The sequence below is a fragment of the Pseudomonas sp. LBUM1672 genome (assembly GCF_059695655.1).
On sequence record NZ_CP166781.1, the window covers coordinates 2105847 to 2131926 of the forward strand.

27 protein-coding genes are annotated in these 26080 nt (G+C 56.0%); 17 read left to right on the top strand and 10 right to left on the bottom strand.

What is annotated here, in order from left to right:
* Positions 1–9 precede the first annotated feature (9 nt).
* Positions 10–588 carry a PilZ domain-containing protein gene (locus ACA053_RS09470; protein WP_109629003.1) on the bottom strand — a complete coding sequence of 193 codons (579 nt, stop codon included), beginning with the start codon at positions 586–588 and terminating at the stop codon, positions 10–12.
* Between the two features lie 94 nt (positions 589–682).
* Here ACA053_RS09470 and ACA053_RS09475 point away from each other — a divergent pair, with 94 nt between their 5' ends.
* The 3 genes from ACA053_RS09475 to ACA053_RS09485 all read left to right on the top strand — a co-directional run bounded on the left by ACA053_RS09475 (position 683) and on the right by ACA053_RS09485 (position 3933).
* Complete coding sequence (locus tag ACA053_RS09475; RefSeq protein WP_109629005.1) at positions 683–1933, top strand: lipoprotein-releasing ABC transporter permease subunit; 1251 nt, start codon at positions 683–685, stop codon at positions 1931–1933.
* Between the two features lie 7 nt (positions 1934–1940).
* The gene (gene lolD, locus ACA053_RS09480; protein ID WP_178082290.1) at positions 1941–2624 is read left to right on the top strand and encodes a lipoprotein-releasing ABC transporter ATP-binding protein LolD; all 684 of its coding nucleotides are present in this window, start codon (positions 1941–1943) and stop codon (positions 2622–2624) included.
* A gap of 64 nt (positions 2625–2688) precedes the next feature.
* Positions 2689–3933: a lipoprotein-releasing ABC transporter permease subunit gene (locus ACA053_RS09485; RefSeq protein WP_497316851.1), complete on the top strand. Its 1245-nt coding sequence runs from the start codon at positions 2689–2691 to the stop codon at positions 3931–3933.
* 124 nt (positions 3934–4057) lie between these two features.
* Here ACA053_RS09485 and ACA053_RS09490 read toward each other — a convergent pair whose 3' ends face one another.
* Both ACA053_RS09490 and ACA053_RS09495 read right to left on the bottom strand, forming a co-directional pair.
* Positions 4058–5407 (bottom strand): heavy metal sensor histidine kinase, encoded by a 1350-nt coding sequence (locus ACA053_RS09490; protein ID WP_497395123.1) that lies wholly within the window; start codon positions 5405–5407, stop codon positions 4058–4060.
* Positions 5407–6087 (bottom strand): heavy metal response regulator transcription factor, encoded by a 681-nt coding sequence (locus ACA053_RS09495; protein ID WP_497395125.1) that lies wholly within the window; start codon positions 6085–6087, stop codon positions 5407–5409. Before ACA053_RS09495 ends, ACA053_RS09490 begins: the two co-directional genes overlap by 1 nt.
* Before the next feature lie 155 nt (positions 6088–6242).
* Between ACA053_RS09495 and copI the strand changes: the two genes are divergently transcribed.
* Both copI and queF read left to right on the top strand, forming a co-directional pair.
* Positions 6243–6767, top strand: coding sequence for a copper-resistant cuproprotein CopI (copI, locus tag ACA053_RS09500; RefSeq protein WP_497395127.1), 525 nt, complete (start codon positions 6243–6245; stop codon positions 6765–6767).
* Positions 6768–6828: 61 nt separating this feature from the next.
* A complete protein-coding gene (gene queF / locus ACA053_RS09505; protein WP_497395129.1) occupies positions 6829–7659 on the top strand; it encodes an NADPH-dependent 7-cyano-7-deazaguanine reductase QueF in 831 nt (276 codons plus the stop codon).
* Positions 7660–7742: 83 nt separating this feature from the next.
* On the opposite strand, the gene ACA053_RS09510 is transcribed toward queF, so the two are convergent.
* Positions 7743–8006 (bottom strand): DUF4404 family protein, encoded by a 264-nt coding sequence (locus ACA053_RS09510; protein WP_109629019.1) that lies wholly within the window; start codon positions 8004–8006, stop codon positions 7743–7745.
* Between the two features lie 109 nt (positions 8007–8115).
* Positions 8116–8736, bottom strand: coding sequence for an HAD superfamily inactivated hydrolase PcrP (gene pcrP, locus ACA053_RS09515; protein ID WP_497395131.1), 621 nt, complete (start codon positions 8734–8736; stop codon positions 8116–8118).
* A gap of 200 nt (positions 8737–8936) precedes the next feature.
* Between pcrP and ACA053_RS09520 the strand changes: the two genes are divergently transcribed.
* Positions 8937–9626: an MlaA family lipoprotein gene (locus ACA053_RS09520; RefSeq protein WP_497395133.1), complete on the top strand. Its 690-nt coding sequence runs from the start codon at positions 8937–8939 to the stop codon at positions 9624–9626.
* A 61-nt stretch (positions 9627–9687) separates the two neighbouring features.
* On the opposite strand, the gene ACA053_RS09525 is transcribed toward ACA053_RS09520, so the two are convergent.
* Positions 9688–9987 (bottom strand): PilZ domain-containing protein, encoded by a 300-nt coding sequence (locus ACA053_RS09525; RefSeq protein ID WP_109629025.1) that lies wholly within the window; start codon positions 9985–9987, stop codon positions 9688–9690.
* 276 nt (positions 9988–10263) lie between these two features.
* On the opposite strand from ACA053_RS09525, the gene rssB reads away from it, so the two are divergent.
* A complete protein-coding gene (gene rssB, locus ACA053_RS09530; RefSeq protein ID WP_497395135.1) occupies positions 10264–11445 on the top strand; it encodes a two-component system response regulator RssB in 1182 nt (393 codons plus the stop codon).
* Positions 11445–11927: an anti-sigma factor antagonist RssC gene (rssC, locus tag ACA053_RS09535; RefSeq protein WP_007935262.1), complete on the top strand. Its 483-nt coding sequence runs from the start codon at positions 11445–11447 to the stop codon at positions 11925–11927. The genes rssB and rssC overlap by 1 nt, the downstream gene beginning before the upstream one ends.
* Positions 11928–12042: 115 nt before the next feature.
* Here the strand turns inward: rssC and tal are convergent, their stop codons facing one another.
* Positions 12043–12969, bottom strand: coding sequence for a transaldolase (gene tal, locus ACA053_RS09540; RefSeq protein WP_109629027.1), 927 nt, complete (start codon positions 12967–12969; stop codon positions 12043–12045).
* A gap of 319 nt (positions 12970–13288) precedes the next feature.
* On the opposite strand from tal, the gene ACA053_RS09545 reads away from it, so the two are divergent.
* On the top strand, positions 13289–13699 hold the full coding sequence (locus tag ACA053_RS09545) for a hypothetical protein (RefSeq protein ID WP_497395136.1): 411 nt from the start codon (positions 13289–13291) through the stop codon (positions 13697–13699).
* A 7-nt stretch (positions 13700–13706) separates the two neighbouring features.
* Here ACA053_RS09545 and ACA053_RS09550 read toward each other — a convergent pair whose 3' ends face one another.
* A complete protein-coding gene (locus tag ACA053_RS09550; RefSeq protein WP_497395138.1) occupies positions 13707–14684 on the bottom strand; it encodes a glycosyl hydrolase family 5 in 978 nt (325 codons plus the stop codon).
* Positions 14685–14986: 302 nt separating this feature from the next.
* On the opposite strand from ACA053_RS09550, the gene ACA053_RS09555 reads away from it, so the two are divergent.
* From ACA053_RS09555 to ACA053_RS09590, 8 genes are all read left to right on the top strand, one after another.
* On the top strand, positions 14987–15427 hold the full coding sequence (locus ACA053_RS09555; RefSeq protein ID WP_109629030.1) for a low molecular weight protein-tyrosine-phosphatase: 441 nt from the start codon (positions 14987–14989) through the stop codon (positions 15425–15427).
* 45 nt (positions 15428–15472) lie between these two features.
* On the top strand, positions 15473–17701 hold the full coding sequence (locus tag ACA053_RS09560) for a polysaccharide biosynthesis tyrosine autokinase (RefSeq protein WP_497316868.1): 2229 nt from the start codon (positions 15473–15475) through the stop codon (positions 17699–17701).
* 107 nt (positions 17702–17808) lie between these two features.
* Positions 17809–18891 (top strand): glycosyltransferase, encoded by a 1083-nt coding sequence (locus tag ACA053_RS09565; RefSeq protein WP_109629034.1) that lies wholly within the window; start codon positions 17809–17811, stop codon positions 18889–18891.
* 14 nt (positions 18892–18905) lie between these two features.
* The gene (locus ACA053_RS09570) at positions 18906–20018 is read left to right on the top strand and encodes a polysaccharide pyruvyl transferase family protein (protein WP_497395140.1); all 1113 of its coding nucleotides are present in this window, start codon (positions 18906–18908) and stop codon (positions 20016–20018) included.
* On the top strand, positions 20015–21235 hold the full coding sequence (locus tag ACA053_RS09575; RefSeq protein ID WP_497316870.1) for an MATE family efflux transporter: 1221 nt from the start codon (positions 20015–20017) through the stop codon (positions 21233–21235). The genes ACA053_RS09570 and ACA053_RS09575 overlap by 4 nt, the downstream gene beginning before the upstream one ends.
* Positions 21235–22338 carry a hypothetical protein gene (locus ACA053_RS09580; protein WP_109629039.1) on the top strand — a complete coding sequence of 368 codons (1104 nt, stop codon included), beginning with the start codon at positions 21235–21237 and terminating at the stop codon, positions 22336–22338. The genes ACA053_RS09575 and ACA053_RS09580 overlap by 1 nt, the downstream gene beginning before the upstream one ends.
* 12 nt (positions 22339–22350) lie before the next feature.
* Positions 22351–23388, top strand: a complete 1038-nt coding sequence (locus tag ACA053_RS09585) for an acyltransferase family protein (protein ID WP_497395142.1) — start codon at positions 22351–22353, stop codon at positions 23386–23388.
* A 43-nt stretch (positions 23389–23431) separates the two neighbouring features.
* Positions 23432–24571: an SGNH/GDSL hydrolase family protein gene (locus ACA053_RS09590; protein ID WP_497395144.1), complete on the top strand. Its 1140-nt coding sequence runs from the start codon at positions 23432–23434 to the stop codon at positions 24569–24571.
* Between the two features lie 4 nt (positions 24572–24575).
* Here ACA053_RS09590 and ACA053_RS09595 read toward each other — a convergent pair whose 3' ends face one another.
* Positions 24576–24983, bottom strand: coding sequence for a mannose-1-phosphate guanylyltransferase (locus tag ACA053_RS09595; protein WP_109629045.1), 408 nt, complete (start codon positions 24981–24983; stop codon positions 24576–24578).
* 28 nt (positions 24984–25011) lie between these two features.
* Positions 25012–25845, bottom strand: a complete 834-nt coding sequence (gene galU, locus ACA053_RS09600; protein ID WP_109629047.1) for a UTP--glucose-1-phosphate uridylyltransferase GalU — start codon at positions 25843–25845, stop codon at positions 25012–25014.
* Positions 25846–26080 lie beyond the last annotated feature (235 nt).

The following is a 26080-nucleotide window of genomic DNA, read 5'->3' on the forward strand; positions in this document are numbered from 1 at the left end:
TTCCTTAAATTAAATGCCTGATTCGTTTTCGCGGGCCAGACGTCGTTCCTGGGCCTGCTTCTGCAAAATGTAGCGGGCGAGCAATTGGCGCTGCGCGTCGGTCGGGTATTCGAACTCGGTGCCGACGTCGTAGGCACCCGCCTTGCGATCGCAATGCGTGACCTTGGCCCGCAGCAACAGGCCGAGGGCTTGCGGCATCAGTACCAGCTTGACCGACAGGTGCGCGCCCACGGCGATGGGTGTCGGGTATTGAAAGTCGATGCCGCCTTCGGAAATGATCACCGGCTGCGGCTCTCCGATCTGCCCGAGCACGGTGATGGCGATCACCTGGCTCAGCAGATCGATGCGTTTGTTCTGGGATTTCAGGAACGCTGCGAGGTTGCGGTCGCGCTCACTGATCTGGCGCAGCAGGTGCTGCGACTCGAATTCGCTCAGGTGCAGTTCGCTGAGCAAGTTGAACAGAGGGGAAGCATCCTGCAACACTTCCTGGCCTGCAGCTTCGGGAGCGGACAGGGGCCGAATTTCCAGTGCGATCGTGTCCTCGATACGGTAGTATTCGCGGCGATCTTCTTCATCTAATGTCGACATGGCGAACCCATGGTAGCGGCGGTGGTCTGAGTGTAAAGCTGGTTATCGACCCCCGCCACAAGGACGTTCCTTTTCCCTCCGAACAAGCCCCGACATGTTCAGACCTCTCTTCGTATTTATTGGCACGCGTTATACCCGTGCAAAGCGCCGCAATCATTTTGTGTCATTCATTTCCCTGACCTCGATGATCGGACTCGCCCTCGGCGTAGTGGTGATGATCGTCGTGCTTTCGGTCATGAACGGCTTCGATCATGAGATGCGCACCCGCGTGCTGGGCATGGTGCCCCACGCGACCATCGAGTCCGGTGAACCGATCAGCGACTGGCAAAGCCTGGCCGCCAAGGTCAAGCAGAACCCGCAGGTGACGGCCGTGGCGCCGTTCACTCAGATGCAGGGCTTGCTGACCAACAACGGCAAGGTCTCCAAAGTCCTGCTCAATGCCATCGACCCTGCGCTGGAACGCCAGGTCTCGATCATTGATAACTTCATGCAGCAGGGCAAACTCGACGACCTCACGCCAGGCAGCTTCGGCATCGTCATCGGCGACAAGGCTGCCGCGAAGCTCGGCGCGGCCATCGGCGACAAGCTGACGTTCGTGGCGCCGGAAGTCACCGTCACCCCGGCCGGGATGTTCCCGCGCATGAAACGCTTTACTGTGGTCGGCATCTTTCATGTCGGCGCCGGTGAGATCGACGGCTATCTGGGCGTGACGAACCTGCAGGATCTGGCAAAGTTGCATCGCTGGAAACCGGATCAGGTCCAGGGCATCCGCCTGAAGTTCGACGACCTGTTCCAGGCCCCGCGCACGGCGTGGAACATCGCCCAGCAACTTGGCGAAGACCATTTCTATGCCCGGGACTGGACACGCACCCATGGCAATCTGTATCAGGCGATCCGCATGGAAAAAGCCATGATCGGCCTGCTGTTGCTGCTGATCGTCGCCGTCGCCGCGTTCAACATCATTTCTACACTGGTGATGGTGGTGAACGACAAGAAGGGCGACATCGCGATTCTGCGCACCCTGGGCTCCACGCCGGGGCAGATCATGGCGATCTTCATGGTCCAGGGCACGGTCATTGGCGTGATCGGTACGCTGATCGGCGCCGTGGTCGGGATTTTCGCCGCGCTGAACGTCAGCGCCGCTATCTCAGCCCTCGAAGGGTTGATCGGCCATAAGTTCCTCAACGCCGACGTCTACTTCATCGATTACCTGCCGTCGCAAGTGCAGAGCCAGGACGTATTGATGGTCTGCGCCGCCGCGTTGGTCCTGAGTTTCCTCGCCACCCTGTATCCAGCCTGGCGTGCCGCGCGCACCCAGCCTGCGGAGGCGCTACGTTATGAGTGAGTTGGGTATGAGTGATAAAGCAATCTTGAGCTGCCGCGACCTGGGCAAATCCTACGAGGAAGGCCCGGAGTCGGTAGAAGTGCTGGCCGGCCTGCAACTGGAGTTGCATCCGGGTGAGCGCGTGGCAATTGTCGGCACCTCGGGTTCGGGCAAAAGTACTTTGCTCAACCTGTTGGGCGGTCTCGACACGCCGACCAAGGGCAGCGTCTGGCTCGACGGCGAAGAGTTGTCGGCCCTGAGCGAGAAGAATCGCGGCCTGCTGCGCAACCGGTCGCTGGGTTTCGTTTACCAGTTCCACCATTTGCTGCCTGAGTTCACCGCGCTGGAAAACGTCTGCATGCCGCTGCTGATCGGCAAGACCGCGATCCCGGAAGCGCGTCAGCGTGCGACCGCGTTGCTGGAGCGGGTAGGGCTGGGCCATCGCCTGGAGCACAAACCGGCCGAACTGTCCGGCGGCGAACGTCAGCGTGTGGCCATCGCCCGCGCGCTGGTGAACAAGCCAGGCCTGGTGATGCTCGACGAGCCGACCGGCAACCTCGACTCCCACACCGCCCAGGGCATTCAGGATTTGATGCTGGAACTCAGCACCTCGATGCGCACGGCGTTCCTGGTGGTGACTCACGACATGAACCTGGCCCGCCAGATGGATCGCGTCCTGCATTTGCAGGAAGGTTGCCTGACGCCCATCTGATTGACCGAAACCCGACGTGTGAAGAACGCGTCGGGTCTTTTATTTTTATACGGTGCCCCAGCGAATGTTCAGACCGTTATCGATCTTTATCGGCACGCGCTATACCCGCGCCAAGCGCCGCAATCGCTTTGTTTCCTTCATCTCGATGACCTCGATGATCGGCCTCGCCCTCGGTGTGCTGGCGATGATCGTGGTGCTGTCGGTGATGAACGGCTTCCAACGCGAGATGAGCTCGCGCATCCTCGGCATGGTGCCGCACGCGACCATCGTTGGCGTGAAGCCGATCGACGATTGGCAGCCCGTGGCCGCCGCCGCGATGAAAAATCCGGAAGTCACCGCTGCCGTGCCGTTCACCGAGATGGAAGGCATGCTCTCCTATAAAGGCACGATGCAGCCGATCCAGGTCAGCGGTGTTGATCCGGCGCTGGAAGGCAAGGTCTCTATTGTCGCCAAGCACATTGTTCAGGGCCGTCTCGATGCCTTGAAACCGGGCGAGTTTGGCGTGGTGATCGGCGAAATCACTGCGCGACGTTTCCGCTTGAACGTCGGCGACAAGATCACTCTGATCGTGCCGGAAATCAGCAGCGCACCGGGGGGCATCACCCCGCGCATGCAGCGGCTGAATGTGGTCGGCGTGTTCAAGGTCGGCGCCGAGCTGGATGGCTCGATGGCGCTGATCCACGTCGCCGATGCCGCGCAGATGCAGCACTGGGAACCGAATCAGGTGCAGAGCGTGCGTTTGGCGGTGAAGGATTTGTACGCGGCGCCGAAGGTCTCCAGTGATGTTGCCAGCGGGCTGGGCACTGCTTACAGGGCTGACGACTGGACCCACACCCAGGGCAGCCTGTTCAGTGCGATGAAGATGGAAAAAACCATGATTGGTCTGCTGTTGCTGATGATCGTCGCGGTGGCGGCGTTCAACATCATCGCAACGCTGATCATGGTGGTGAACGACAAGGGCGCGGACATCGCGATCCTGCGCACCATCGGCGCGACACCGCGGCAGATCATGGCGATCTTCATGGTGCAGGGCACGGTGATCGGGGTTGTCGGCACCTTGATCGGTGGGGTGCTCGGCGTGATTGCGGCGTTGAACGTCAGTGAGTTGGTGGGCTGGATGGAGCGGGTCAGTGGCCAGCACATCTTCAGTTCCGACGTGTATTTCGTCAGCAACCTGCCTTCGGAACTGCAGGGTGGGGATGTGCTGTTGATCTGCTCGGCGGGGTTCGTCTTGAGCTTCCTGGCGACGGTATACCCGGCTTGGCGTGCGGCGAAGATCGAGCCGGCTCACGCGTTGCGTTATTCGTAAGCCGTTACACCGTCATCGCGGGCAAGCCTCGCTCCTACAGGTTTTTGGGCCGTTCACAATATTGTGATTCAACTCGGTCACTGTGGGAGCGGGCTTGCTCGCGAAGGGGCCAGACCTGCTGGCCTCAATCCCCCTTCGGCAACTCAATCACAAACCGCGTCCACCCATTCTCCGATTCACATCGAATCTGTCCACCATGGGCACGAATGATCGACTGCGTAATCGCCAAACCCAACCCCGCATGTTCACTGCTGCCTTCCTGGCGCGCCGGATCACCCCGATAAAACCGGTCAAACAATCGCGGCAGCAACGCCGCATCAATGCCTTCGCCACTGTTCTCAACCGTTAAGCTCAAGCCGTTGACCTGATCGACAATCCGCACCCGAACCTCGCCATCAGCGGGCGTAAACCGCATCGCGTTATCCAGAAGATTCGACAGCGCACGCCGCAACATGCTGCGGTCGCCCGCCATCCGCGCGCAGCCGTCACGGCTCATTGTCACCCGGGCGTCTTCCGCCAACGGCGCAAAGAACTCCAATAACACATCCGCTTCTTCTGCCAGTTCCAGGGATTCGTGCTTGGGCGTCAGCAAACCATGGTCAGCCTTGGCCAGGTACAGCATGTCGTTGACCAGTTGCGCCATCCATTGCAGTTCTTCGAGGTTGCTGTGCAGCGCTTCGCGATAATCCTCTATCGGCCGAGGGCGGGTGAGGGTGACCTGGGTGTGGGTCAGCAGGTTCGACAGTGGCGTGCGCAGTTCATGGGCGATGTCAGCGGAAAACGCCGAAAGACGTTGAAACGAGTCGTCGAGGCGTCCGAGCATGGCGTTGAAGCTGTGGGCCAATTCCGTGAGCTCCGACGGCATATTCGCTTCGGGCAGCCGGGCATTGAGCGATTGTGCCGATACGCCGCTGGCAATCGCACTCATACGCCGCAACGGGCGCAAGCCACTGCGCGCCGCCCACGCACCGAGCAGCGCGGTGGCCAGCGCTGACAAACCGACAGTCAGCCAGATCAGGTGCTGCATGCGTTGAAGAAAGTGCTGGTGATGGGTGATGTCCAGCAGCAAGGTCAGTTGTGGTGAATCGGGGCGGTCGACAAATAACGGCGCATTCAGCACGCGATAATCGGTGCCGTCATCGTTCAGCGTGGATAAACCCGGTTTTTGCGGGTTTTTTTGCGGTAGCCGCGCCGAGCTGTCATACCAGCGCTGGCCATCGCTGCCGGTGATTCGCAGCGACAGATCCGCCTGCTGGCTCAGCTCGTCAGCCAGTTTGACTTCGCTTTCACTCGACTGAATGTCGTGCAGCGCCCGACGCAAACCAATCAACTTGCCCTCCAGCAACTGCTGGTCGAGCTCAATGAAGTGCGCCTCACTGGCGCGACTGAACAATACTCCGGCAAACAATGAAACCACGGCGGTACAGGCCGCAAACAGCAGCGCCAGACGGCTGCTCAGCGAAAGTCGACGCATCAGGCAGGGCGCTCTTCAAGGACATAACCCATGCCGCGCACGGTATGAATCAGCTTGTTGGGGAACTCATCGTCGACCTTCAGGCGCAAACGGCGGATCGCGACCTCGATGACATTGGTGTCGCTGTCGAAATTCATGTCCCAGACCTGGGAGGCGATCAGCGATTTGGGCAACACTTCGCCCTGGCGCCGCAGGAGCATTTCCAGCAGCGCGAATTCCTTGGCTGTCAGGTCGATGCGCTGACCGCCTCGCTCTACCCGGCGGCGGATCAAATCCATGCGCAAGTCGGCCAGTTGCAGGCTGGTTTCCTGCGGCGAAGCACTGCCACGTCGCAACAAGCTGCGGACCCGCGCCAGCAACTCGGAGAAGGCGAACGGTTTGACCAGGTAATCGTCGGCACCCAATTCAAGGCCGTGGACTCTGTCCTCCACCGCATCTCGCGCCGTCAGAAAAAGGACCGGCGTATCGAGACCGGCGCCGCGCACCGCTTGCAGAATTTGCCAGCCATCGCGGCCCGGTAGCATCACATCAAGGATCAACAGCGCGTAATCGCCACTCAACGCCAGTTGTTGCCCGGTATTGCCGTCGGCCGCCAGCTCAGTGGTGAAACCGGCCTCGGTCAGGCCCTGGCGCAGGTAGTGGCCGGTTTTCGGTTGGTCTTCGACGATCAGCAGTTTCATGGGCGACTCGAGGCAAATGGAACGAACGCTTTATACCGTGGGCGGCGTTGATACAGCTCAACCTGACAGAGTTGTAATCTGGCTGTCAGGTTGTGGGCAGTGGCGACAGTTTAGAGTTTTCCACAGGCTGAACCTTATCTTGTTGGAGTACGACTATGTTTTTGCGCAAACCTTTGGGGCTGGCCGCGAGTTTGCTGGCACTGAGCTCGCCGGTGTGGGCATCACCGGCGCCTACCTACGATTTCGGTCAACCGGCCCCGGCGGCCAAGGCGACCCGCAGTGTCGAGGTGGTGATGGGCGACATGTCGTTCACGTCCAAGGCAATCGATATCAAGGCCGGTGAGACGGTTCGTTTTGTGTTGGTGAATAAAGGCCAGTTGCTGCATGAATTCAACCTCGGCGACGCAGCGATGCATGCCCGGCATCAGCAGGAAATGTTGAAGATGCAGCAGAGCGGCATGCTCACGCCTACAGGCATGAAGGAAATGGACCACGGTTCGATGGCGGGCATGGATCACGGAATGATGAAGCATGATGACCCGAACAGCGTCTTCGTCGAACCGGGTAAAACCGCCGAGCTGACCTGGACCTTCACCAAGGCCACGAACCTGGAATTTGCCTGCAATATTCCCGGCCACTATCAGGCAGGCATGGTCGGCAAACTGACTGTCAGTCAGTAAGCACTCAAAGGCGAGCGTAAAGGCTGGTAGAATCCGCTGATTCTTCAGTCAGGTTTCCGCCATGCATCCCGCAGCCGAACACTCGCCGCTGGGCAAATCCAGCGAATACATCGCCACCTATACGCCGTCCCTGCTGTTCCCGATCCCGCGCACTGCGAAATGGGCCGAGTTGGGCCTGACGGCGCAGACCCTGCCCTACAAAGGTGTGGACTTCTGGAACTGCTTCGAGCTGTCGTGGCTGTTGCCGTCCGGCAAACCGGTGGTGGCGATTGGCGAATTCAGCATCCCGGCGGATTCGCCGAACATCATCGAGTCGAAGTCGTTCAAGCTGTACCTGAACTCGTTGAACCAGACGCCTTTTGCCGACACCGCGACCCTTGAAGCGACGCTGGTGGAAGACCTGTCAGCCGCTGCCGGCAAGCCGGTTGGTGTGCGGATTCGCAGCCTCAAGGAGGTTGAAGCCGAAGGCGTCGTGGCGCTGCCGGGCGTGTGCATCGATGACCTGGAAATCAGCGTCAGCAACTACGAGCATCCGCGTCCGGAGCTGCTGCGTTGCGATGATTCGCGCATTGTCGAAGAGAGCGTGCACAGCCATTTGCTCAAATCCAACTGCCCGGTCACCAGCCAGCCGGACTGGGGCAGCGTAGCGGTGGAATACCGTGGCGCGGCGCTGGATCACGCGAGTCTGCTGGAGTACATCGTGAGCTTCCGTCAGCACTCGGACTTCCATGAACAGTGCGTGGAGCGGATTTTTCTCGACTTGCAGCGGTTGTTGAAACCGGAAAAGTTGACGGTCTATGCGCGGTATGTGCGGCGCGGTGGGCTGGACATCAACCCGTATCGCAGCACTGACGACGTGCAATTGCCGAACCATCGGTTGGTCCGCCAATAAAGCCCGCTCCCACAAGGGAAAGCATTTCCTAGAAATGAAAAAGCCCCGCTAGCGATAGCGGGGCTTTTTTGCATCTGGAGGGTTCAGATCCCCATGTTGGCCAAGGCTTGCACGATGTTGCGCAAGGTGCCAGCAAGGGTAGGGTGTTCAATTTCGAAGCGCTCGACGGCCAGGTTCACATTGTCGGCGAGGCTGGAGTCCTGGGTTTTGGTTTCGATCTCGAGCTCCAATTCGATCTGTTGCATCAGCGCGTGCAGGTCTTCGCGCTCGGCTTCCGTCAGGGGCGGATTCTGTTCCAATTGCTCGCGCAGAGTATTGAGCTGTTCTTGCAGTTCGCGGGCAGGCATGGCGTTCTTCCTTTTATCGATAGGCACTGGCATAGACCGCAGCAGCGCGCCAAAGGTCTATGGCTTGCCTTTAGATTAATCCACTCCTGTGCAACGTGCATGATCTCGATCAGGGCTTTTCGCCCTTGAGCCGACGCAGGCTGATGTCGGCCAGGCAGGTATCGAGTTCGCCCAAGTGATCGATCACCGAATGTACGCCCAGACTGAACAGCTGCACGGTCGCTTTACCGCGCCGATGCTCGCGTTCCTTTTGGCTCAAGGCCTGCCATGCGCTGGGTGCCAACCCGCAAAGCGAGCCGCAGGACGCCAGGCCGATCGTCCACAGCCCGGCGTTCAGTCCCGATTGCAGCAATCGCGGTTCGCCGCTGACCAGCACGCAACCGTCCAGTCGTTGGACATTCAAGGTCATCAAGGCTTGCCAACAGGCGTTCGGGGCCGGCCAAGGATTGATTGTTGCGTGGTGTTGCGAGGGTTTGATCCACGCAGGCAGGGCGCCGGCCAGCGAATGGCTGAGGGCGGGGGACAACTCGTCCAGCCAGGCACAAGGAATCTGCTGACGCTGCAAGCTGTTCAGGCTGTCCAGCGCGCCAGGTGTGAGCTCGGCATGTTCGAGCGTGTGAGCATCGTTCTGGCGTATCCGGGCGCCGAAGTCCACCAGGCAACCGCTGAGCCCGAACAATACGGCGGTCAGGCTGGGTGCAGCGAGGGGCAAGGCTTCGGCGTGCGGCATATCAACGTCCCTGAAATAGCGACAAGCCTATGCGTTGCCGGTGACAGTTGAGTGACACTGATATGAAGCGCTCTCAATCAGGGTGAATCATCCACAGGCCAATGCGCGCGAGGCTGCCCTAAATCGGCTTTTCCGTCTTATACTAGCCAGCTTATCGCCTGGGCCAAGTGCCCATGTCAGTACAATCCAAGGAGTTTTCTATGCGCTGGAGCAATCGTCTAGCTCAGCTTAGTGTGTGTGCCAGCATGTTGCTGGTTCCGTTTGCAGCCCAGGCCGCCACGGAAGAAGACCCTTGGGAAAGCGTCAATCGTCCTATCTTCCAGTTTAATGATTTCGTCGACACCTATGCACTGAAGCCAATCGCTCAGGGCTATCAGTTCGTGACGCCGCAGTTTCTGGAAGACGGGATTCACAACATGTTTCGCAACGTCGGTGATGTCACCAACCTTGCCAACAACGTCCTGCAGGTCAAACCGGCAGCCGCGGGCGTAGACACGGCGCGACTGATCTTCAACACCACCTTCGGCTTGCTGGGCTTCTTCGATGTCGGCACGAAGATGGGCCTGAATCGTAGCGATGAAGACTTTGGCCAGACGCTCGGCTACTGGGGCGTGGGCAGCGGCCCGTACGTCATGCTGCCACTGTTGGGTCCAAGCACGTTGCGTGACGCACCCTCCAAGTACGTCGACGGCTACACCGGCCCGTACCGCTATATCAACGACGTGCCCGTGCGTAACTCGATCTTCGGCCTGAACATCGTCGATACCCGCGCCAGCTTGCTGTCGAGCGAGAAGTTGATCACGGGCGACAAGTACACCTTCATCCGCAATGCGTACTTGCAGAACCGCGAGTTCAAAGTCAAAGACGGCCAGGTCGAAGACGATTTTTGATCTCGACCGGTAAAATGAAGAAGGCGGCCAATCGGCCGCCTTCTTTCGTTTGAGTCAGGGCTTATTTCATCTTCAAGATTGTAAGCCCGAGTTTCTGACTGCCACCGTCCTGTTCCTTTACCCAGACCACTTCGGTGTCGGCTTCAAGGCCTTTGAGCGCGGCGTGGTCGGAATCGATGCGCACGTTGATTCGGTCACCGACCTTGAACAGGCGGGGTGCCTCGACCTGCATGCCGCTGCTGGAAAGGTCGATGCAGACGGCTGGCACCTCATCACCTTCGTGAATCAGCGACACATCGGCATCGACCCGCATGCGGATGAAATCGCGCTTTTCGCTGTAGTCCCGATCGGTTTGGCTCATGAGCTTCATCCTTCCATTGGGTTACGGATTTGCCTGTTCTTATAACTCCCGGTGATTTGACAAGTAAAGACGTCAAGCGACCATCGGCGTGAGCTTGAAACGCCCCGCGGATGGGAGTACCGTCTGCGCCTTAGAAGGGCACCTCTGGTGTACCTGTGTGTAGGGCAAATGCCCGATAACGGTGCGACAGAGAGGCTAGAAAGCGAATCCAGTAGTGTGAGCCGGGTTAAACCCCGTGCCTGCTACGCCAACCTAATTCTGGCGCCGTTTGCCCACATGCCAAAAACCAGTGCCACGCTGCTGATAATCGATGATGACGAAGTAGTGCGCGCGAGCCTCGCGGCCTACTTGGAAGACAGTGGTTTCAGTGTCCTGCAGGCCAGCAATGGTCAGCAGGGTCTTCAGGTATTCGAGCAAGACAAGCCCGACTTGGTCATCTGCGATCTGCGCATGCCGCAGATGGGCGGACTCGAACTCATTCGCCAGGTCACGGAGCTGTCGCCGCAAACCCCGGTGATTGTGGTTTCGGGTGCCGGTGTGATGAACGACGCGGTCGAGGCTTTGCGCCTGGGCGCGGCGGACTACCTGATCAAGCCTCTCGAGGATCTGGCTGTGCTCGAGCATTCTGTGCGCCGGGCCCTGGATCGCGCGCGTCTGCTGCTGGAAAACCAGCGCTACCGCGAGAAGCTGGAAAAGGCCAACCGCGAGCTCGCCGCCAGCCTGAACCTGCTCCAGGAAGACCAGAACGCCGGTCGCCAGGTGCAGATGAACATGCTGCCGGTCAGCCCCTGGACCATCGACGAGTTTCAGTTTGCGCACCAGATCATCCCGTCTCTCTACTTGTCGGGTGATTTCGTTGACTACTTTCGGGTCGACGAGCGTCGGGTAGCCTTCTACCTGGCGGACGTTTCCGGTCATGGCGCCTCTTCAGCCTTCGTCACCGTGCTGCTGAAATTCATGACCACGCGCCTGCTGTTCGAATCCAAGCGCAGCGGCACATTGCCGGAATTCAAGCCTTCAGAGGTCCTTGGTCATATCAACCGGGGCCTGATCAGTTGTAAGCTGGGTAAACACGTCACAATGGTCGGTGGAGTCATCGACGAGGAGACAGGTTTGTTGACCTATAGCATCGGTGGTCATTTGCCGTTGCCTGTGTTGTACACGCCAGACAGTGTTCGTTATCTGGTAGGACGTGGTCTGCCGGTGGGCCTCTTTAATGAAGCCACCTATGAAGACCACGTGCTGGAACTGCCGCCGACGTTCAGCCTGACGCTGATGTCCGATGGCATTCTGGACCTTTTGCCAGAACCTACACTCAAAGAAAAAGAAGCGGCTTTGCCCCAGCGGGTCAAGGCAGCGGGCGGCAGCCTGGATGGTCTGCGGCAGGTTTTTGGATTGGCCACGCTAGGGGAGATGCCGGATGATATCGCCCTGTTGGTGTTGAGCAGGAATCTTTGATGAGTACCGGTAGAATCCAGTTCGCCGAGCAGGATGGCACCTTCGTCCTGAAGTTCGTCGGTGAAGTTCGCCTGACCCTGTGTTCGGCGTTGGATGCGACTATTGAGCGGATCTTCACCGCGTTGAACTTCAACGCGATCGTGATCGACCTGACCGAAACCCGCAGCATCGACAGCACCACCCTTGGCCTGCTGGCCAAACTGTCGATCCTGTCGCGGCAAAAGGTCGGCTTGCTGCCGACCGTCGTCACCACCCACGAAGACATCACCCGTCTGCTGCAGTCCATGGGCTTCGAGCAAGTGTTCAACATCGTTGACCGCCCGATCCCGTGCCCTGAGTGCCTGACCGACTTGCCAGACCAGGATCAGTCCGAAGAAGTGGTGCGGATCAAAGTGCTTGAGGCACACAAAATACTCATGGGGCTGAATGACTCCAATCGTGAAGCGTTCCATGACCTGGTGAATGCCCTAGAGCGCCACTAATCTCTATGTGGCGAGGGAGCTTGCTCCCGCTGGGCTGCGAAGCGGCCCCAAAATCTACGCATAAAAAAGGGCGAACCCGTTAAGGTTCGCCCTTTTTGCGTTTGCTCTTGCTGAATCAGAGCTTGGCTTGCAGCAACGCTTCGAGTTTTTCCTGGTCTCGAGCGAACTGACGAATCCCCTCAGCCAGTTTCTCGGTCGCCATCGCATCTTCGTTGGACAACCAACGGAACTGCGCTTCATTCAGGCTCAAGCGCGCTTCACCCGCATGGCCCGGGGCCAATTTGCGTTCCAGCTTGCCAGTGTCCGCTGCCAGCTTCTCTAGAAGGTCCGGACTGATGGTCAGGCGATCACACCCGGCCAACTGCTCGATCTGATTCAGGTTGCGGAAGCTTGCACCCATGACCACGGTCTTGTAGTCATTGGCCTTGTAGTAGTTGTAGATGCGCGTGACGGACTGCACGCCTGGATCATCCGCGCCGGTGTAGTCGTTGCCGTTGGCTTTCTTGTACCAGTCGTAGATGCGGCCTACGAATGGCGAAATCAGGAACACGCCAGCGTCAGCACACGCTGCAGCCTGAGCAAACGAGAACAGCAGCGTCAGGTTGGTTTGAATGCCTTCTTTTTCCAGCTTCTCGGCGGCGCGAATGCCTTCCCAAGTGGAGGCGATCTTGATCAGCACGCGGTCGCGACCGATGCCGGCCTTGTCGTACAGCTCGATCAAACGGTGCGCACGCTTCAATACGGCGTCTGTGTCGAACGAAAGGCGTGCATCCACTTCGGTGGAAATACGGCCTGGTACAACTTTCAGAATTTCTTGCCCTACCGCCACGCCAAATCGGTCGCTGGCCAGGCCCACATCGCCCTTGCAGTCGTGAACGCAGGCGTTGAGCAGTTCGGCATAACCGGGAATGGCGGCCGCTTTCAGCAGCAGGGAAGGGTTGGTGGTAGCGTCGACGGGTTTTACGCGAGCGATAGCTTCGAAGTCGCCGGTGTCGGCAACGACGGTGGTCATTTGTTTGAGTTGTTCCAGCTTGGAAGTCATGGGCGTGCTCTGTCCTATGGGTCTAATGACATTACCCGAGCGCTGACAGCCACTCAAGGGCGCATGTACGTATCGGTGGCCCCGTGGGCAACATCCGCGAAACGGATGTTTGAAAGGCGGGGCGCGGGTATCGGTTAATACGATGCCAAAACGCGGCGCAGGTTCAAAGCAACTGACCGCTGACGGCTCTCGGGCAACGCCGGCGCCTGACCTGTCATGCCTGCATGGCGGTGTCCGTGAGCGTTAAAAATGGTCAAGTTCAAACGTTATAAGAAGTCAAAAAGAGCCGCTCGGATGGCGTGTAATGTGGCGCGCATAAATGCAGGTGTTGGATGAGAAGATGATTTCACAGGAGGAACGGGTGTCCGCCATGGTGGAGGCCTTCGATGATCTTATTCTCGGTTATGCCTTGAAAAAGTTGACCAGCGTGTTTGAAGAATTGATGGCCGCTTCAAAGAAAAACCACCCGGACAATCTAAAGGGGCTGGTGGAGATGGGCAGGGTGAAAGCAACAAAGAAAATCCCTGGCTGGCTGAAACGAGTAAAACACAGTATGCCCAGGCAAGTCACAGGCGTGCTGATGAAGCAAATAAGCGATTCGCAGATGTTCAAACATGACCTGCGCCTCGAAGCGCAAGTCGTATTGTTCGAAGTGCTGGTGGAGGCATCACTGGCAATGGACGCTGCGAGTTATGCGGAGTTGATTAATAGAAAGCCAGATTTAACGTAGCGCGGCTTCATTCACTGGGCGACGTTAATAACATTTTGACGGCTGTTTCCGCAGGTTTTGATTGTCCATCAGACGACTTCAATCCGAAACTTCTCTCGCGATCATTACTGCCAGAGTCGCTGTTTTTCCACTCGTAAAGGGAGGTCAGCGGGATATTCAGTTTTTTGACATCCGAGATGAATCTTGTGATGCGTGATGCTTGCCCGGCGGTGCCTCCGATGGAACTGAGCGATGGCACACCCCATTCGGTAATGACCCCTGGCACATGAAAGTTCTCAAGAATAAACGCTTGAGTAGTGCTGATCTGCGTGCCCGACATGCCATAGGGGTGGTAAGAAACAGCACTGAGGCATTGCGGATAATCCTTCAGGATTTTAGTCAGTGCGACGGTCGCCTTGGAGTCTTTGGTGGGTGCCTTTGCGAACCCGAACCCGATCAGTGGTGTTGAGTGATCGCGCTTTTGCAGTGTGCTGCACACTGAGCTCATGAAAGGCACAAACGTGACTTCAAAATCCTGGGTAGGCCAGTATTTTGGCAAGTCTGGTTCATTCCAGATTTCAATGGCCACAAGCTGCGTGCTGAAGGCGTTTTCAAGGCCGATGACCGAGTTCGCGAAGGCGTCTCCCGCTGCGGCGAGATCACTGCCACTGCTTTGCGTCTTGTGGGTTAACGCTTTGGTTGAGCGAACAGTCATCAATACCGGTAGATCGGCGGATTTGGCGGAAGCGAAGGCTTCATCAATCTGGTGTTGGTACGCCGGGTTGCCCAGGCTGTTCGTCCATACGCCAAAGCGTACGAATCCGAACCCGGAGGCTTTGATCTGGTGGGCGTCGGCGGCTGAGAAATTCTGAATCTTGACCTGGACGCCTATTGTCTTGTTGTCTTGCGCTAGTGTTGAAAAAGCCTCGCTGGCATCAGCGTGGCTGCATGCGCCAAGTAAAAATAGTGTTGAAGTGGCAATCAGTCGCAAACGCGGGGAGGGCATAGCTGGATTTCCTGATGATTCAATGTGAGCCGGGTGAAAATAGCATTAGTCAGTTAATACAGCGATATCATCATTCCTCTATTCCAGGCGCTTCATTGTTAATTTTTGTCGGATAAACAACTTCCAGATCTCAATTGTTATTTATGGTCCGCCTTTCCGGTTGGGCGTTTTTTAGGTGTCGTGGTATTTAATACGAAAGTATTTTCATGTTGGATCCCTCTCTGAATGCGGGACAATCTTTTCGGTCCAATAAGCTCCTCGCTATACGTGGGCCGATTCGACACTACACGGGAAGAGTAGCCTTGTTCAGAAAGATTCTTGTGGTGTGCGTCGGCAATATTTGCCGAAGTCCGACCGCTGAACTGTTGCTTCGTCATGCGCTGCAACCTTCAGGTATTTCAGTGACCTCCGCGGGATTGAACGCGCGGGTGGGTGAGTCTATGGAGCCCGACGCACTTCGGGTTTTGGAAGAGCAAGGGCATGCAGCCCAAGGGTTTAAAGCGCGGCAGATCACGCCAGCCATTGTTAATGAATCAGACCTGATTCTGGTCATGGAAAAAGAGCATGTGCAGGGCGTACTAAAGATTGCATCACACGCCAGGGGCAAAGTGTTTCTTCTGGGGAAGTGGCAAAGCGAGCGCGAAATAAAGGACCCGTATCGTCAAGGAACAGCTGCTTTTGTCCATGCCCACGCATTGATTGAAGATGCCGTTTGCTCATGGGCGCAGCGCCTCGGACGTTGATGGACGAATTTTCAGATTAGTAATAATGGTAAAAGAATAGACCTTATGCAGTTACCGTCAGTAATCAACACCCGGGATCAAGATAAAGACGAAATTGATCTGCTCGGTTTATTAGGCACATTGATTGACCATAAATGGTTGATCGGGGCCATCACCGGGGCGTTCATGGTGACCGGTGCCGCGTATTCGGTTTTATCGCCACCCGTGTATCTGGCGAACGCGCTGGTTCAGGTCGAGCCGAAAAAGAACGACATGCTGGGGTTCTCGGATATCAGCAGCATGCTCGGTGGGCAATCACCGGCGGCAACTGAGATCGGCATCATCAAGTCCCGCGCGGTCATCGGTAAAACGGTCGATGATCTGCGTCTTGATATTGTGATCACCCCCAACACCTTTCCCGTTATCGGCGGCTTTCTCGCACGGCGATATAAAAGTACGCCAACGGAAACGGTTTCGCCGCCGCGCTTTGGCATGAGCAGTTATGCATGGGGCGGCGAGCGCCTTGATATCGAACAGCTGCATCTGCCGAATGAGCTGCTGGGCAAGAAACTGACGCTGGTTGCCGAAGAGCGCAATCGGTTCAAGCTATACGACGACAATGGCGGTTTGTTGGCCGACGGAGTTACAGGCGAGTCCGTCGCGCAGGAGGGTGTCGAGGTGCTCATCGCGAGCATGATCGCGAATCCAGGCACTAAATTTGAAGTGGTGCGCAATCCACGTATCGTCACCATTCAGAATTACCAGGACGCCCTCGAAGTCTCCGAGCAAGGTAAAGAGTCGGGCATTATAAGCCTGGCCCTGGCCAGCACCGATTACGCCATGGCGGTGAAGATTCTCAACAAGATCTCAAGGCTTTACGTGCAGCAGAATGTGCAACGCACTTCTGCCGAGGCGGCCCAGAGTCTGGAGTTTCTGCAGGCGCAACTTCCGCAAGTCAAAGACGATCTGGTGAAAGCCAGCAACGCGCTGAACAGCTATCAAACCCGCGGCAATACGGTAAACATCTCGCTCGAAACCAAGTCTGTCCTGGAACAGATTGTGGTGCTGGATACGCGCATTTCGGACCTGAAACTCCAGCAAGCGGACATGGATCGAAAGTTCACCCGAGAGCACCCGGCCTACCGTGCCTTGATGGCTCAGATGGGAGATTTGAACAAGCAGCGACAAGGGTTGGAAAAGAAGGTCCAAGGGCTGCCAGCGACACAGCAGGAACTGTTAAACCTGACCCGTGACGTGGAAGTAGCAACACAGATCTATACCCAACTTCTGAATAAATCCCAGGAGCTGGACATCGTCAGGGCAGGGGCGGTCGGCAATGCGCGGCTGATTGATACGGCGGACGTCGACATCACCACCCCGGTCAAACCCCGCAAAGCCCTGATCGTTCTGATTGCAACTTTCCTGGGGGGCTTTGTCGGTGTTGCCCTGGTGTTAGTGCGTAAATCGCTGAGCAGAGGACTCGAAGGGCCGGAAGCCATCGAGCAACTTGGGCTGCCCGTTTATGCCTCCATTCCTTACAGCACCCTGCAACAGGAAGAGGACACTAAAAAAGTCCGGCTCGACGACGGCGACAACAGCCAGTCGTTTCTATTGGCCCTGCGTAACCCCACCGACCTGTCGATCGAATCGATACGCAGCCTGCGAACTTGCCTGCACTTTGCCGGGCTGGATGCGACCAACAACCGGATCATGATTTCCGGTCCGAGCCCTCAGGTTGGCAAGACGTTTGTCTCTTCTAACCTGGCCGCGGTCATTGCGCAAAGCGGGCAGAGGGTCGTCCTGATCGATGCTGATATGCGCAAAGGTCATCTGCACAAAACGTTAGCGACTCCAATCAGCAATGGCTTGTCCGATCTGTTGACCAAGCGCTGCAGCATTGAGCAAGCGATCAATAAGCTAGAAATCGAAAACCTGCATTTCATCAGCCGTGGACAGGTGCCGCCCAACCCGTCAGAGCTGTTGATGCATGCCAACTTCAGAGCGCTACTCGCAGAACTAAGCGAACTCTACGACGTGGTGATCATCGACACGCCACCTCTTCTGGCCGTGACCGATGCGGCAATCGTTGGTCGAGAAGCCGCCATTAATCTGATCGTGACGCGCTTCGGTGTAAATCCAGCCAAAGAGATCGAATTGACGATTCGTCGATTTGCTCAAAACGGTATCGAATTGAAAGGTGCGATTTTTAACGGTGTCGAGAAGCGGGCGTCCAGTTATTACGGTAATGGCAGCTACGGCTATTACAACTATGAATACGCCTCTGACAAGTCGTGATGCGAGTGCTATCTGCCAGGTAATCAGGTTGAGAGTGGATTAACGATCGTTAACCACTTTCCGGGTTTCTTTTGCCCTGCGAATACGTTCATGGAATTGGGTGGATTGTGAAAAAAATATTACACGTAGCGGAAACGATCAAAGGTGGCGTTGCGACGGTCATTCGGACGATATCGACCCCCCCTGAGGACGACGTCCAGCAGTATGAACTGGTCTATTTGATCCCGTTCGACCAGAAGAAAGAACTGCATGGCATTGATGAAAAAGACATCAGGACGTTCTCTCGGAACAAGAGAGATGTTGTCTCCCTGCTGCGGTTTGCCTGGCAACTCATCCGAGTGATCTTCAAGGAAAAACCTGATGTCGTGCACTTGCACAGCACGTTTTCCGGCGTCATAGGTCGATGCGTCTGCCTGGTCATGCGCCCTTGGCGGTCACCGAAAATCATCTATTGCCCGCACGCGTTTTCGTTCTTGATGGAAAGCTCTCCGGCCAAACAGAAAGTGTATTCGCTGATTGAGCGGCTTTTGCAGAAAGTGACGGATGTCATTATCTGTGTCAGCCAATATGAACTGGATAAAGCGGCCTCGTTTGGTATCGACCGTCACCGCATGAAACTGATCTACAACGGCATTCATTATAAAAACGATGAGAGCCTGTCCGATCAGCGTACGGATATTCAGCTCTTGTTTGTGGGGCGACTGGACTACCAGAAGGGCTTTGATGTTTTGCTCAAGGCGTTCACGGACGTCGAGCGCACCGACTTGAAACTGACGGTTGTTGGCAGTGCCGTGAATGAGGAGTCGGTGGAGTGCCCCGTCATTGACGCCGTGGAATACCTGCCTTGGGTGACCCCGGCCGAAGTAAATGCCCTCTATAAAACGGCCGATGCCCTGATTGTCCCCAGTCGCTGGGAAGGTTTTGCCATGGTCCCTCTCGAAGGAATGGCCATGGGCGTACCCGTTATTGCCAGTGACTGTACATCCCTGCCTGAACTGGTGACGCACAACGTCACGGGCTACATATTTTCAACGGGCGATCACCAGGCGCTGACCAACATTTTAGTGAATATCAAGAAACAGAAGTTGCTGGAACTCGGCACCGAAAGCCGCAAGCGGGTGCGCGAACGGTTCAGCGCATCGCTGATGATCCAGCAAACCTACGACGTGTATTCCGCTCAAACTTATTAAGTAGATATCAAGCTATGAACGTAACTATTTTGCATGGCTACAGTGCATCCAATTCAGGTGACGGCCTTCTCGTGGATTTGGCTATCGCCCTGGTGCTGCGAAACTTTGGTGCTGACACGTTAATCAACGTCGTTGCGTCCGACCCCAAATCATTCAGTTATCTTCCGTATAAGCGGTATGACGCGCCGGTCATGGCGGCTAAAGGGCTGGGGCGCGTAAAGGAAGCGGTGTTCCTTAAACAGTCTTACGCGCCGCTCGCTGACCTCTTGAGCACTACCGATCTGATTGTCGGGGTGGGCGGCGGGTACATGCGGTCAAAAAGCGCCTTTGAACACATCAAGCTGAAACTGGGTCATGCCAAACAACTTGAAACGGCGATCTTGAGCAAGGTGCCGTCGGTTTACCTGCCGCAAAGTATTGGCCCGTTCCACGGTGAGAGCAGTGCCATCGTAAAACACTACGCCAGCGCCGATGCGGTGTTTGTCCGTGACAACAGGTCTTCGGCCATTTTCGAAGCCAATGAAAATGTCTATCGAGCGCCAGACCTGGCGGTCCAGGCGTTGGCGAAAAAGATGTTGATGCAACCCAAGTTCACTCGATGTGCGTCATCGCCTGCCGTGGTTTGCGTGGTTTTACGCAAACCGCCGGAATGGAGCAAAGAGAAGAAAGTTGCCTATGTTGCCAACCTGAAGCTTCTGTTGAAGCGACTAAGGGCGAAGAGCAAAGTGGTCTGCGCTGTCCAGAGCGCCGTCCGTGGCAACGATGACGGGGCGTTCTACCGGGAACTCGGTATTACCGAGGACCTCCTGCCCCTGAAGGCGACACTGGCCAAGTATCAGCCTGATCTGGTCATTTCCGTACGGCTGCACGGAGCCATTGAATCGCTCCTCGCCGGCGTGCCTGCGTTCCATATCAGCTATGAACGAAAAGGCTTTGGCGCCTATCAGGATATGGGCGTGGAAGACTGGGTGATCAACGGTGGAGATATCAATGTCGACACCATTATCGACACTGTTTACGCGCCAAACGCCTTGTCCCGATTCGGTAAGAAGCTGATGGATACCTGCAAAGAAATCGAAGCCAAAACGGAGCTGATGGACACTATCATCAAAGGGATTGTTCGATGATATTTCGGTTGTTGCTACGGGGAGGGGCATTAGGCGCGAAGTTTTTGCTGGTGTTGGCCATCACTCATTACCTGGGTTATGACGCATTGGGTTTCTACGGTGTGGTGGTCGCTGCCTCTTTGATCGCCTCCAAGTTTTACAGCGTCGGATTCAGCTCTGAAATCAATCGGCTGATCAGCGTGGGAGGCAGTACAAGGCTCGTCGTTGATAAGGTGCTGATTCTGTACCTGGCCGTTGGTTTGTTGTTATCGGTGGTCACGGTCGCACTCTATTCACTGTTCAGCGATGTTGAGGCGAGTGCCGCGTTGATCGCGTGCGTCACGCTGTTGCTGCTCACCGAGCATCTTTCCTTCGAAATAAACTCGTTTGTCTTTTCCGCACAAAAAGCCAACTGGGGCGCGTTGTTGTTTTTCATCAAGACCGGCCTCTGGGCGCTCGTTGCCGTGGGCGGACTCATGGCGGGCGTAGTGTCTACCATCGCCAGTGTGCTTTGGTTATGGGTGGCCACCAACCTTATGGTGATCGTGGCCGGTTACTTGATTGTGGTTAACGTTCACAAGGGGCGGGACATCAGTGCCGTCACCACGGTTTCGGTCTGGCGGGCAGGGCTGCCCTTTTATCTGGGCGGTGGGCTGATCGCATTAAGTCAGTACGCTGAGCGTTTTCTGATTCTGGACTTGGAACCGTATGCCAGCCTCGGCAAGTACGTGTATTCCTGGTCCGCCGCCAATACGTTGCAAGCGCTGTCCTACGCCGTTGTCGCAGTCGTGGGCATTCCCGTGCTCGCCAAGCGTTATAAAGACAACCAGCAGGCGCTGACGGTCCGGCAGTTATTCGTCAATCAATGGGTGCTGCGTTCACTCATTGTTTCCTGCGCGGTGGCTGTGCTGATTTATGCCTTTTTTAACATCTTGCTCGATTACGTGGCCGCGGCAGTTCCGCGTCCGGATAACCGGATTTTAGCGATTCTGATTTTCTCGTTTGCCCTGCGCGCCGTCGGCGACATCGTATGGGGCGGCCTTATTGCCTCCAGGAACAGTCGGGTTTCATTAGCGAGTGCGGCGATCTGCCTGGTGATTTCGTTGCCTGTCAGTTATGTGCTCATCAAGCACTATTCAATTTATGGCGCGGCGTGGGGCAATGTCTTTTCAATTACGGTGCAACTGGCCGTTATTGCGTTGCTGACCAGGTTTGCCCGGGCGAAGGGGAGCTTGTAATGGCTATCTCTCTACCGTCCATAGAGTTTCGCGGAAGAAAACTCGATTCGCCCATTTCATTCCTGATTCTGCTCTGTGGTCTTTTTCTGTCTATTGCGATGCCGCTATTGATGCACCGCGATCCGGGTCCTGATGCAATGACCTTGTGGACGTCATACGTACGTTCAGACAACTGCAATTTCTGGAATCCGTTTTCACCAGACCGATCCTCTTACGAATGTTCCGCCTACCTGTTGCGTCCCACCGGTATCAACCTGACCAATGCGTGGGCATACGGGATGCTGTGCAATCTGTTTCTGACCTCTATCCCGATCTTCATCTTCAAACGAATACCGATAACGATCTTCCTGACCTTGTGCCTGTGGGGCGTTGTCAGGTCATTTTTCCTGGACAACCTGACCAAGGAAATCATTGTCTCGGTGGCGGTGATCGCCATTTTGTTTTTTTCCTTTTCGAAACGATACCGAGCGGGCTTTTTCCTTTCTGCGCTGTTTTACGGCGTGTTGATTCGCCCTTACTGGATATTGTTTTCACTGGTCTGGGTCGGTGTGTGCTTCATGAAAAAGCATGTATCGCGTTTCAGCTTTTTCGTGATGTTGTTCATGTTCTATCTGGTGATCGCGACGGCGATTCAATTGCTGGTCGGCTATTCCGTCTCGTCCATTCGCGCCAGTAACAATGAACAGCGGACCCTCGGTGAAGAGGGGTCAAAGTCGTTGATCGTGTCGTGGCTCAGTGGCGGTGATTTCGTGTCGCAGGCCGTGGACTCGATGAGCATCTTTTTCAGGCTGTCGTTCCCGGTAGAGTTGATTCTGCTCTCCGGCCTGGGGCAGATCATATTCGTCGTCCTGATGATGATGACCTCGTTGCTGATGTTCAAAATGATGACGTCGAGTCATTACAAGGGCGCAACCATCGCGCCGAAAGTCAAAGAGCTGATTGCGATCCCACTGTCCTTTCTATTGGTGCAGGGTTTGTTCGAGCCTGACTTCGGCTCGTTCGCCCGACATTTCTCCATGGTGGTGCCGGTGCTGTTTCTGGGGCTGGGGTTGCAGTTGCGCTCAAGAACACCTGAGTCGGTTGAATCAAGCGTGTTGCGCTGAGGTTTGCGGTCTATGCAAAGCAAGAAAAAATCGTTGGAAATCGAAACGCTCAGGGGCCTGGCGTGCCTGTTGCTGGTGCTCTATCACGTGATAGGTCCGCTGGGTGGCGGACTGAAAATAGACCTGGCCTCGCCATTTCGGATTCTCGCGGATTCGATGGTGTACGTCAGGATGCCGCTGTTCACCTTTATCTCGGGCTATATCTATTCGATTTACAAAATCCGGGGCAATGACTTCTCCGCTTACTGCGTTGGCAAGGTGAGACGGTTGATCGTGCCTTTGTTTTTTGTCGGTATCCCTTTCTCGGTGCTGCAGGTTGTCGGGCCAGGTGTGAACAAGGACCTCGGTTTAATAGACGCCTTGTTGTCGTTCTACGTGCCGGTTAACCATTTCTGGTTTTTGCAGGCGGTTTTTATCATCTTTATGTTTGTCGGGTTTTTACAGTGGCGCGGTCTGTTGCAGACGGCGACGCGGCTGTACCTGCTGTTTTTGTTCTCGGCGGTGGTGTTCTTGCTGCCGTTGTTTCCGGTCGATGCGTTTGGCATCAATGGCGCTGTCTATTTGCTGCCGTTCTTCGTGACGGGGATGATTTGCCACGAAAAGGTCAGCGTTTTAAAGCAGTCACTCAAAGTGATCGGGCCGGTCGTGTTCGTCTTGATATCGGTCGCGCTGCTTTATATCGCCGCGGTGGATCGCGAACTCATTGTCGATCGCCGAAGTCTTGTCGGTTTGCTCGTTGGCTGTACGTCCTGTGTCGCGCTACTGTCGAGTGACATGCGCTCCAAAGCACTGATCTGGCTCGGTGGATATTCTTACGCCATCTTCCTCTTTCACGTACTGTTTGCCGCCAGTTCACGGTTCGCCTTGGGGCGTTTGGGCGTTATGGACGAAAGCGTTCTGGTCGTCGGCGGTGTGTTGTGCGGGTTGTTGGGGCCGGTGGTGCTGTCGAATATTTTCAGCCGTTTTGCCATGACTTCAGTTCTGTTTTTGGGCGAACGTTCAAGCAGCAAAAAGATTCCAGTGTCAGGGCTCAAGGTGTCTCAATCCTGAGCGCCGATTCTGCCGACCTGCTGATAGATAGATGGATGAGCCAATGGACTATGTCGAAGATGTACGACCCGTTTCGGCTCCGGTGATCGAAGTGAGCCGTCCACGCGAACGGCTTGCCGCAATGGCCAAGGGTAAAGCGGGGGAGGTACTGGCCATCTCGGTGATCGGCGACAGCTACAGCGCCGGGCAGGACTTTTACTTGAATGGCCTCACTCAGCACCTGGCGAAAGATTTCGGTTTCGCCGGGCCTGGTTATGTCGGGTTCAATCACGGCGCCGCACTCGGTGGCTCGAATTTCAAATACACCCGCAGCAGCAAGAAGCACTTCGGTGGGGATTGGGACGTTTCCAGTCTTGGCCAGGCAAGTCCGGACAGCCGCACCGTTTCCGGGCAACCGGGTGCTTATCTAGAAGTGGATTCCAACGAAACGGCGGTCATCAATACCTCCATCGCCCAAGCCAAATTGCTGTATCTGGGCGATGGCAAAACCAGTGAGATGCGCTACCGGTGGTCACCTTCGGACGACTGGCATCCTTTGACGATGACGGGGTCAGGGGTTCAGGAAGTGCAACTAAGCGTTCCCGCCAAGGCTGAATGGGCGCTAAGGCTCGAAGTGGTGAAAGGTGCGCCGACGTTGTTTGGTCTGTGGCTGGCTAATAATCGTGGCGGCGTCAGGGTCTCCAAACTCGCCGCTTCCGGTGCCGCCTCAGGTGACTTTTATAAAAGCGATCGCCAATGGCAGACCCAATGGAAGGCCGTCGTTTCGAAGATACCGGCGGACGTTTACCTGATCATGTTAGGCGGTAATGACCAGGGATTTGGCGTAAAGCCCAAGGACTACCTGGAGAACATGAAAGGGTTGGTACGGATGATTCGTGAAGTTCATCCGGCGGCGAGCATCAACGTGATCCTGCGTCAGGACACGACACGCTCCAGTGCCTATCCGATGACGGAGTACGCCCAGGTGCTTGAACCCTGGGCGCGTTCGCAAAACATCGCGTATTCGAGTTTGCAGTGCACGTTCGGTCCCGACTTTAAACGCTATGCCAATGACGGGCCGACCCCCATGATTGGCCCGGACAAAATACACCCGATCCCGGGGGCGGGCGGCCGGCTTATCTCCGATTACGTGTATCGCTTGATTGTCGGTGGAGTCAGTGAGTGCGATTCTGCGTTGAAGTAATCACTCACCGTTCAAAGTGTTCCAGATGGCTCAGCAGCTCTGCGGTCTTCACTGGCATCAAGTCAGGATCACGTCGGGTTTCAACATTGATAACGATTGCCGGGTCGCTGTAACGGACGCGAACCCGGAATCGCCAATCGTTGAGAATCACTTTGAGTCCGTCGCGATCATCCATATCCAGAGCCTGGTGCGCGTACAGACTTTTCAGGTGGTCCAAGAGCGCAAAGGGATTGCTGACCGGGCGATGGATATCGCCCGAAGAGGGGAACACCCCGATGCGCTCAACCAGTAAGGGTGTACCAAACCAGGCAGCCGAGGTGGAAGATAACGACGGGTTTTTTGACAGCCAGGCCATCACCCCGAAATTGCTCGCTTTGTGTTCGATGTCTGCCGAGCGTTTTGCAGTGGTCATAGTGGCCTGCCTGGGTGAATGGGTCGGGTTAAAGACCGTTGAGATACAGCTGCTCGTAGCAAAAGTTGGTGGCGTCGATATAGCCTTCTGCACCACCGCAATCAAAGCGCATTCCTTCGAACTTGTAGGCCAGTACGCAGCCATTTTGCGCCTGCTTCATCAGCGCGTCGGTGATCTGGATTTCACCGCCCTTGCCTGGTTGGGTGTCGGCGATCAGATCAAAAATATCCGGGGTCAGAATGTAACGGCCAATGATTGCCAGGTTGGACGGTGCGTCTTCGGGCGCCGGCTTCTCGACCATGCTGTTGACCCGGTAGATGCCTTCGGAAATCAGCTCGCCGGCGATCACGCCGTATTTGTGCGTCTGATCCCGTGGGACTTCTTGAATGGCCACGATCGAGCAGCGGAATTTTTTGTAGAGTTTGATCATCTGCGCCAGTACGCCGTCACCTTGCAGGTTCAGGCACAAGTCATCCGCCAGCACCACGGCAAAAGGTTCGTCGCCGATCAAGGGGCGACCGCTGAGAATCGCATGCCCCAGGCCCTTCATTTCGACCTGGCGGGTGTAGGCGAACGTGCAGGTTTCAATCAGCTCCCGCGTGCCGGCCAGAAACTTTTCCTTCTCGGTGCCGCGAATCTGGTGTTCCAGTTCATAGCTGATATCGAAATGGTCTTCCAGCGCACGTTTGCCCCGGCCGGTCACAATCGCCATGTGTTGCAGACCGGCGTCCCGTGCTTCTTCAACGGCGTACTGGATTAAAGGCTTGTTGACGATCGGCAGCATTTCCTTCGGCATTGCTTTAGTAGCAGGCAAGAAACGCGTGCCATAACCGGCGGCGGGGAACAAGCATTTACGAATCATAGATATATCCTGGAAAGTCATTGTCCACAGCCATACAGAGAGCAGTGTCGGGAATGGCCGTGAGTTTTGATGTATTGCTGAAGTTGTACTTTAATACCTGAATGGGGGTTTATTGGCAATTATTAGCGGGTGCAGAGTAGGGTAAATGTTATTAGTTGTCGGGCTTGAGGTTGTTTAGTTAGTTTTAGTCGGTGTCTATCAATAGTGTCGGTTGTTTTGAAGTGCTAATAAGTGT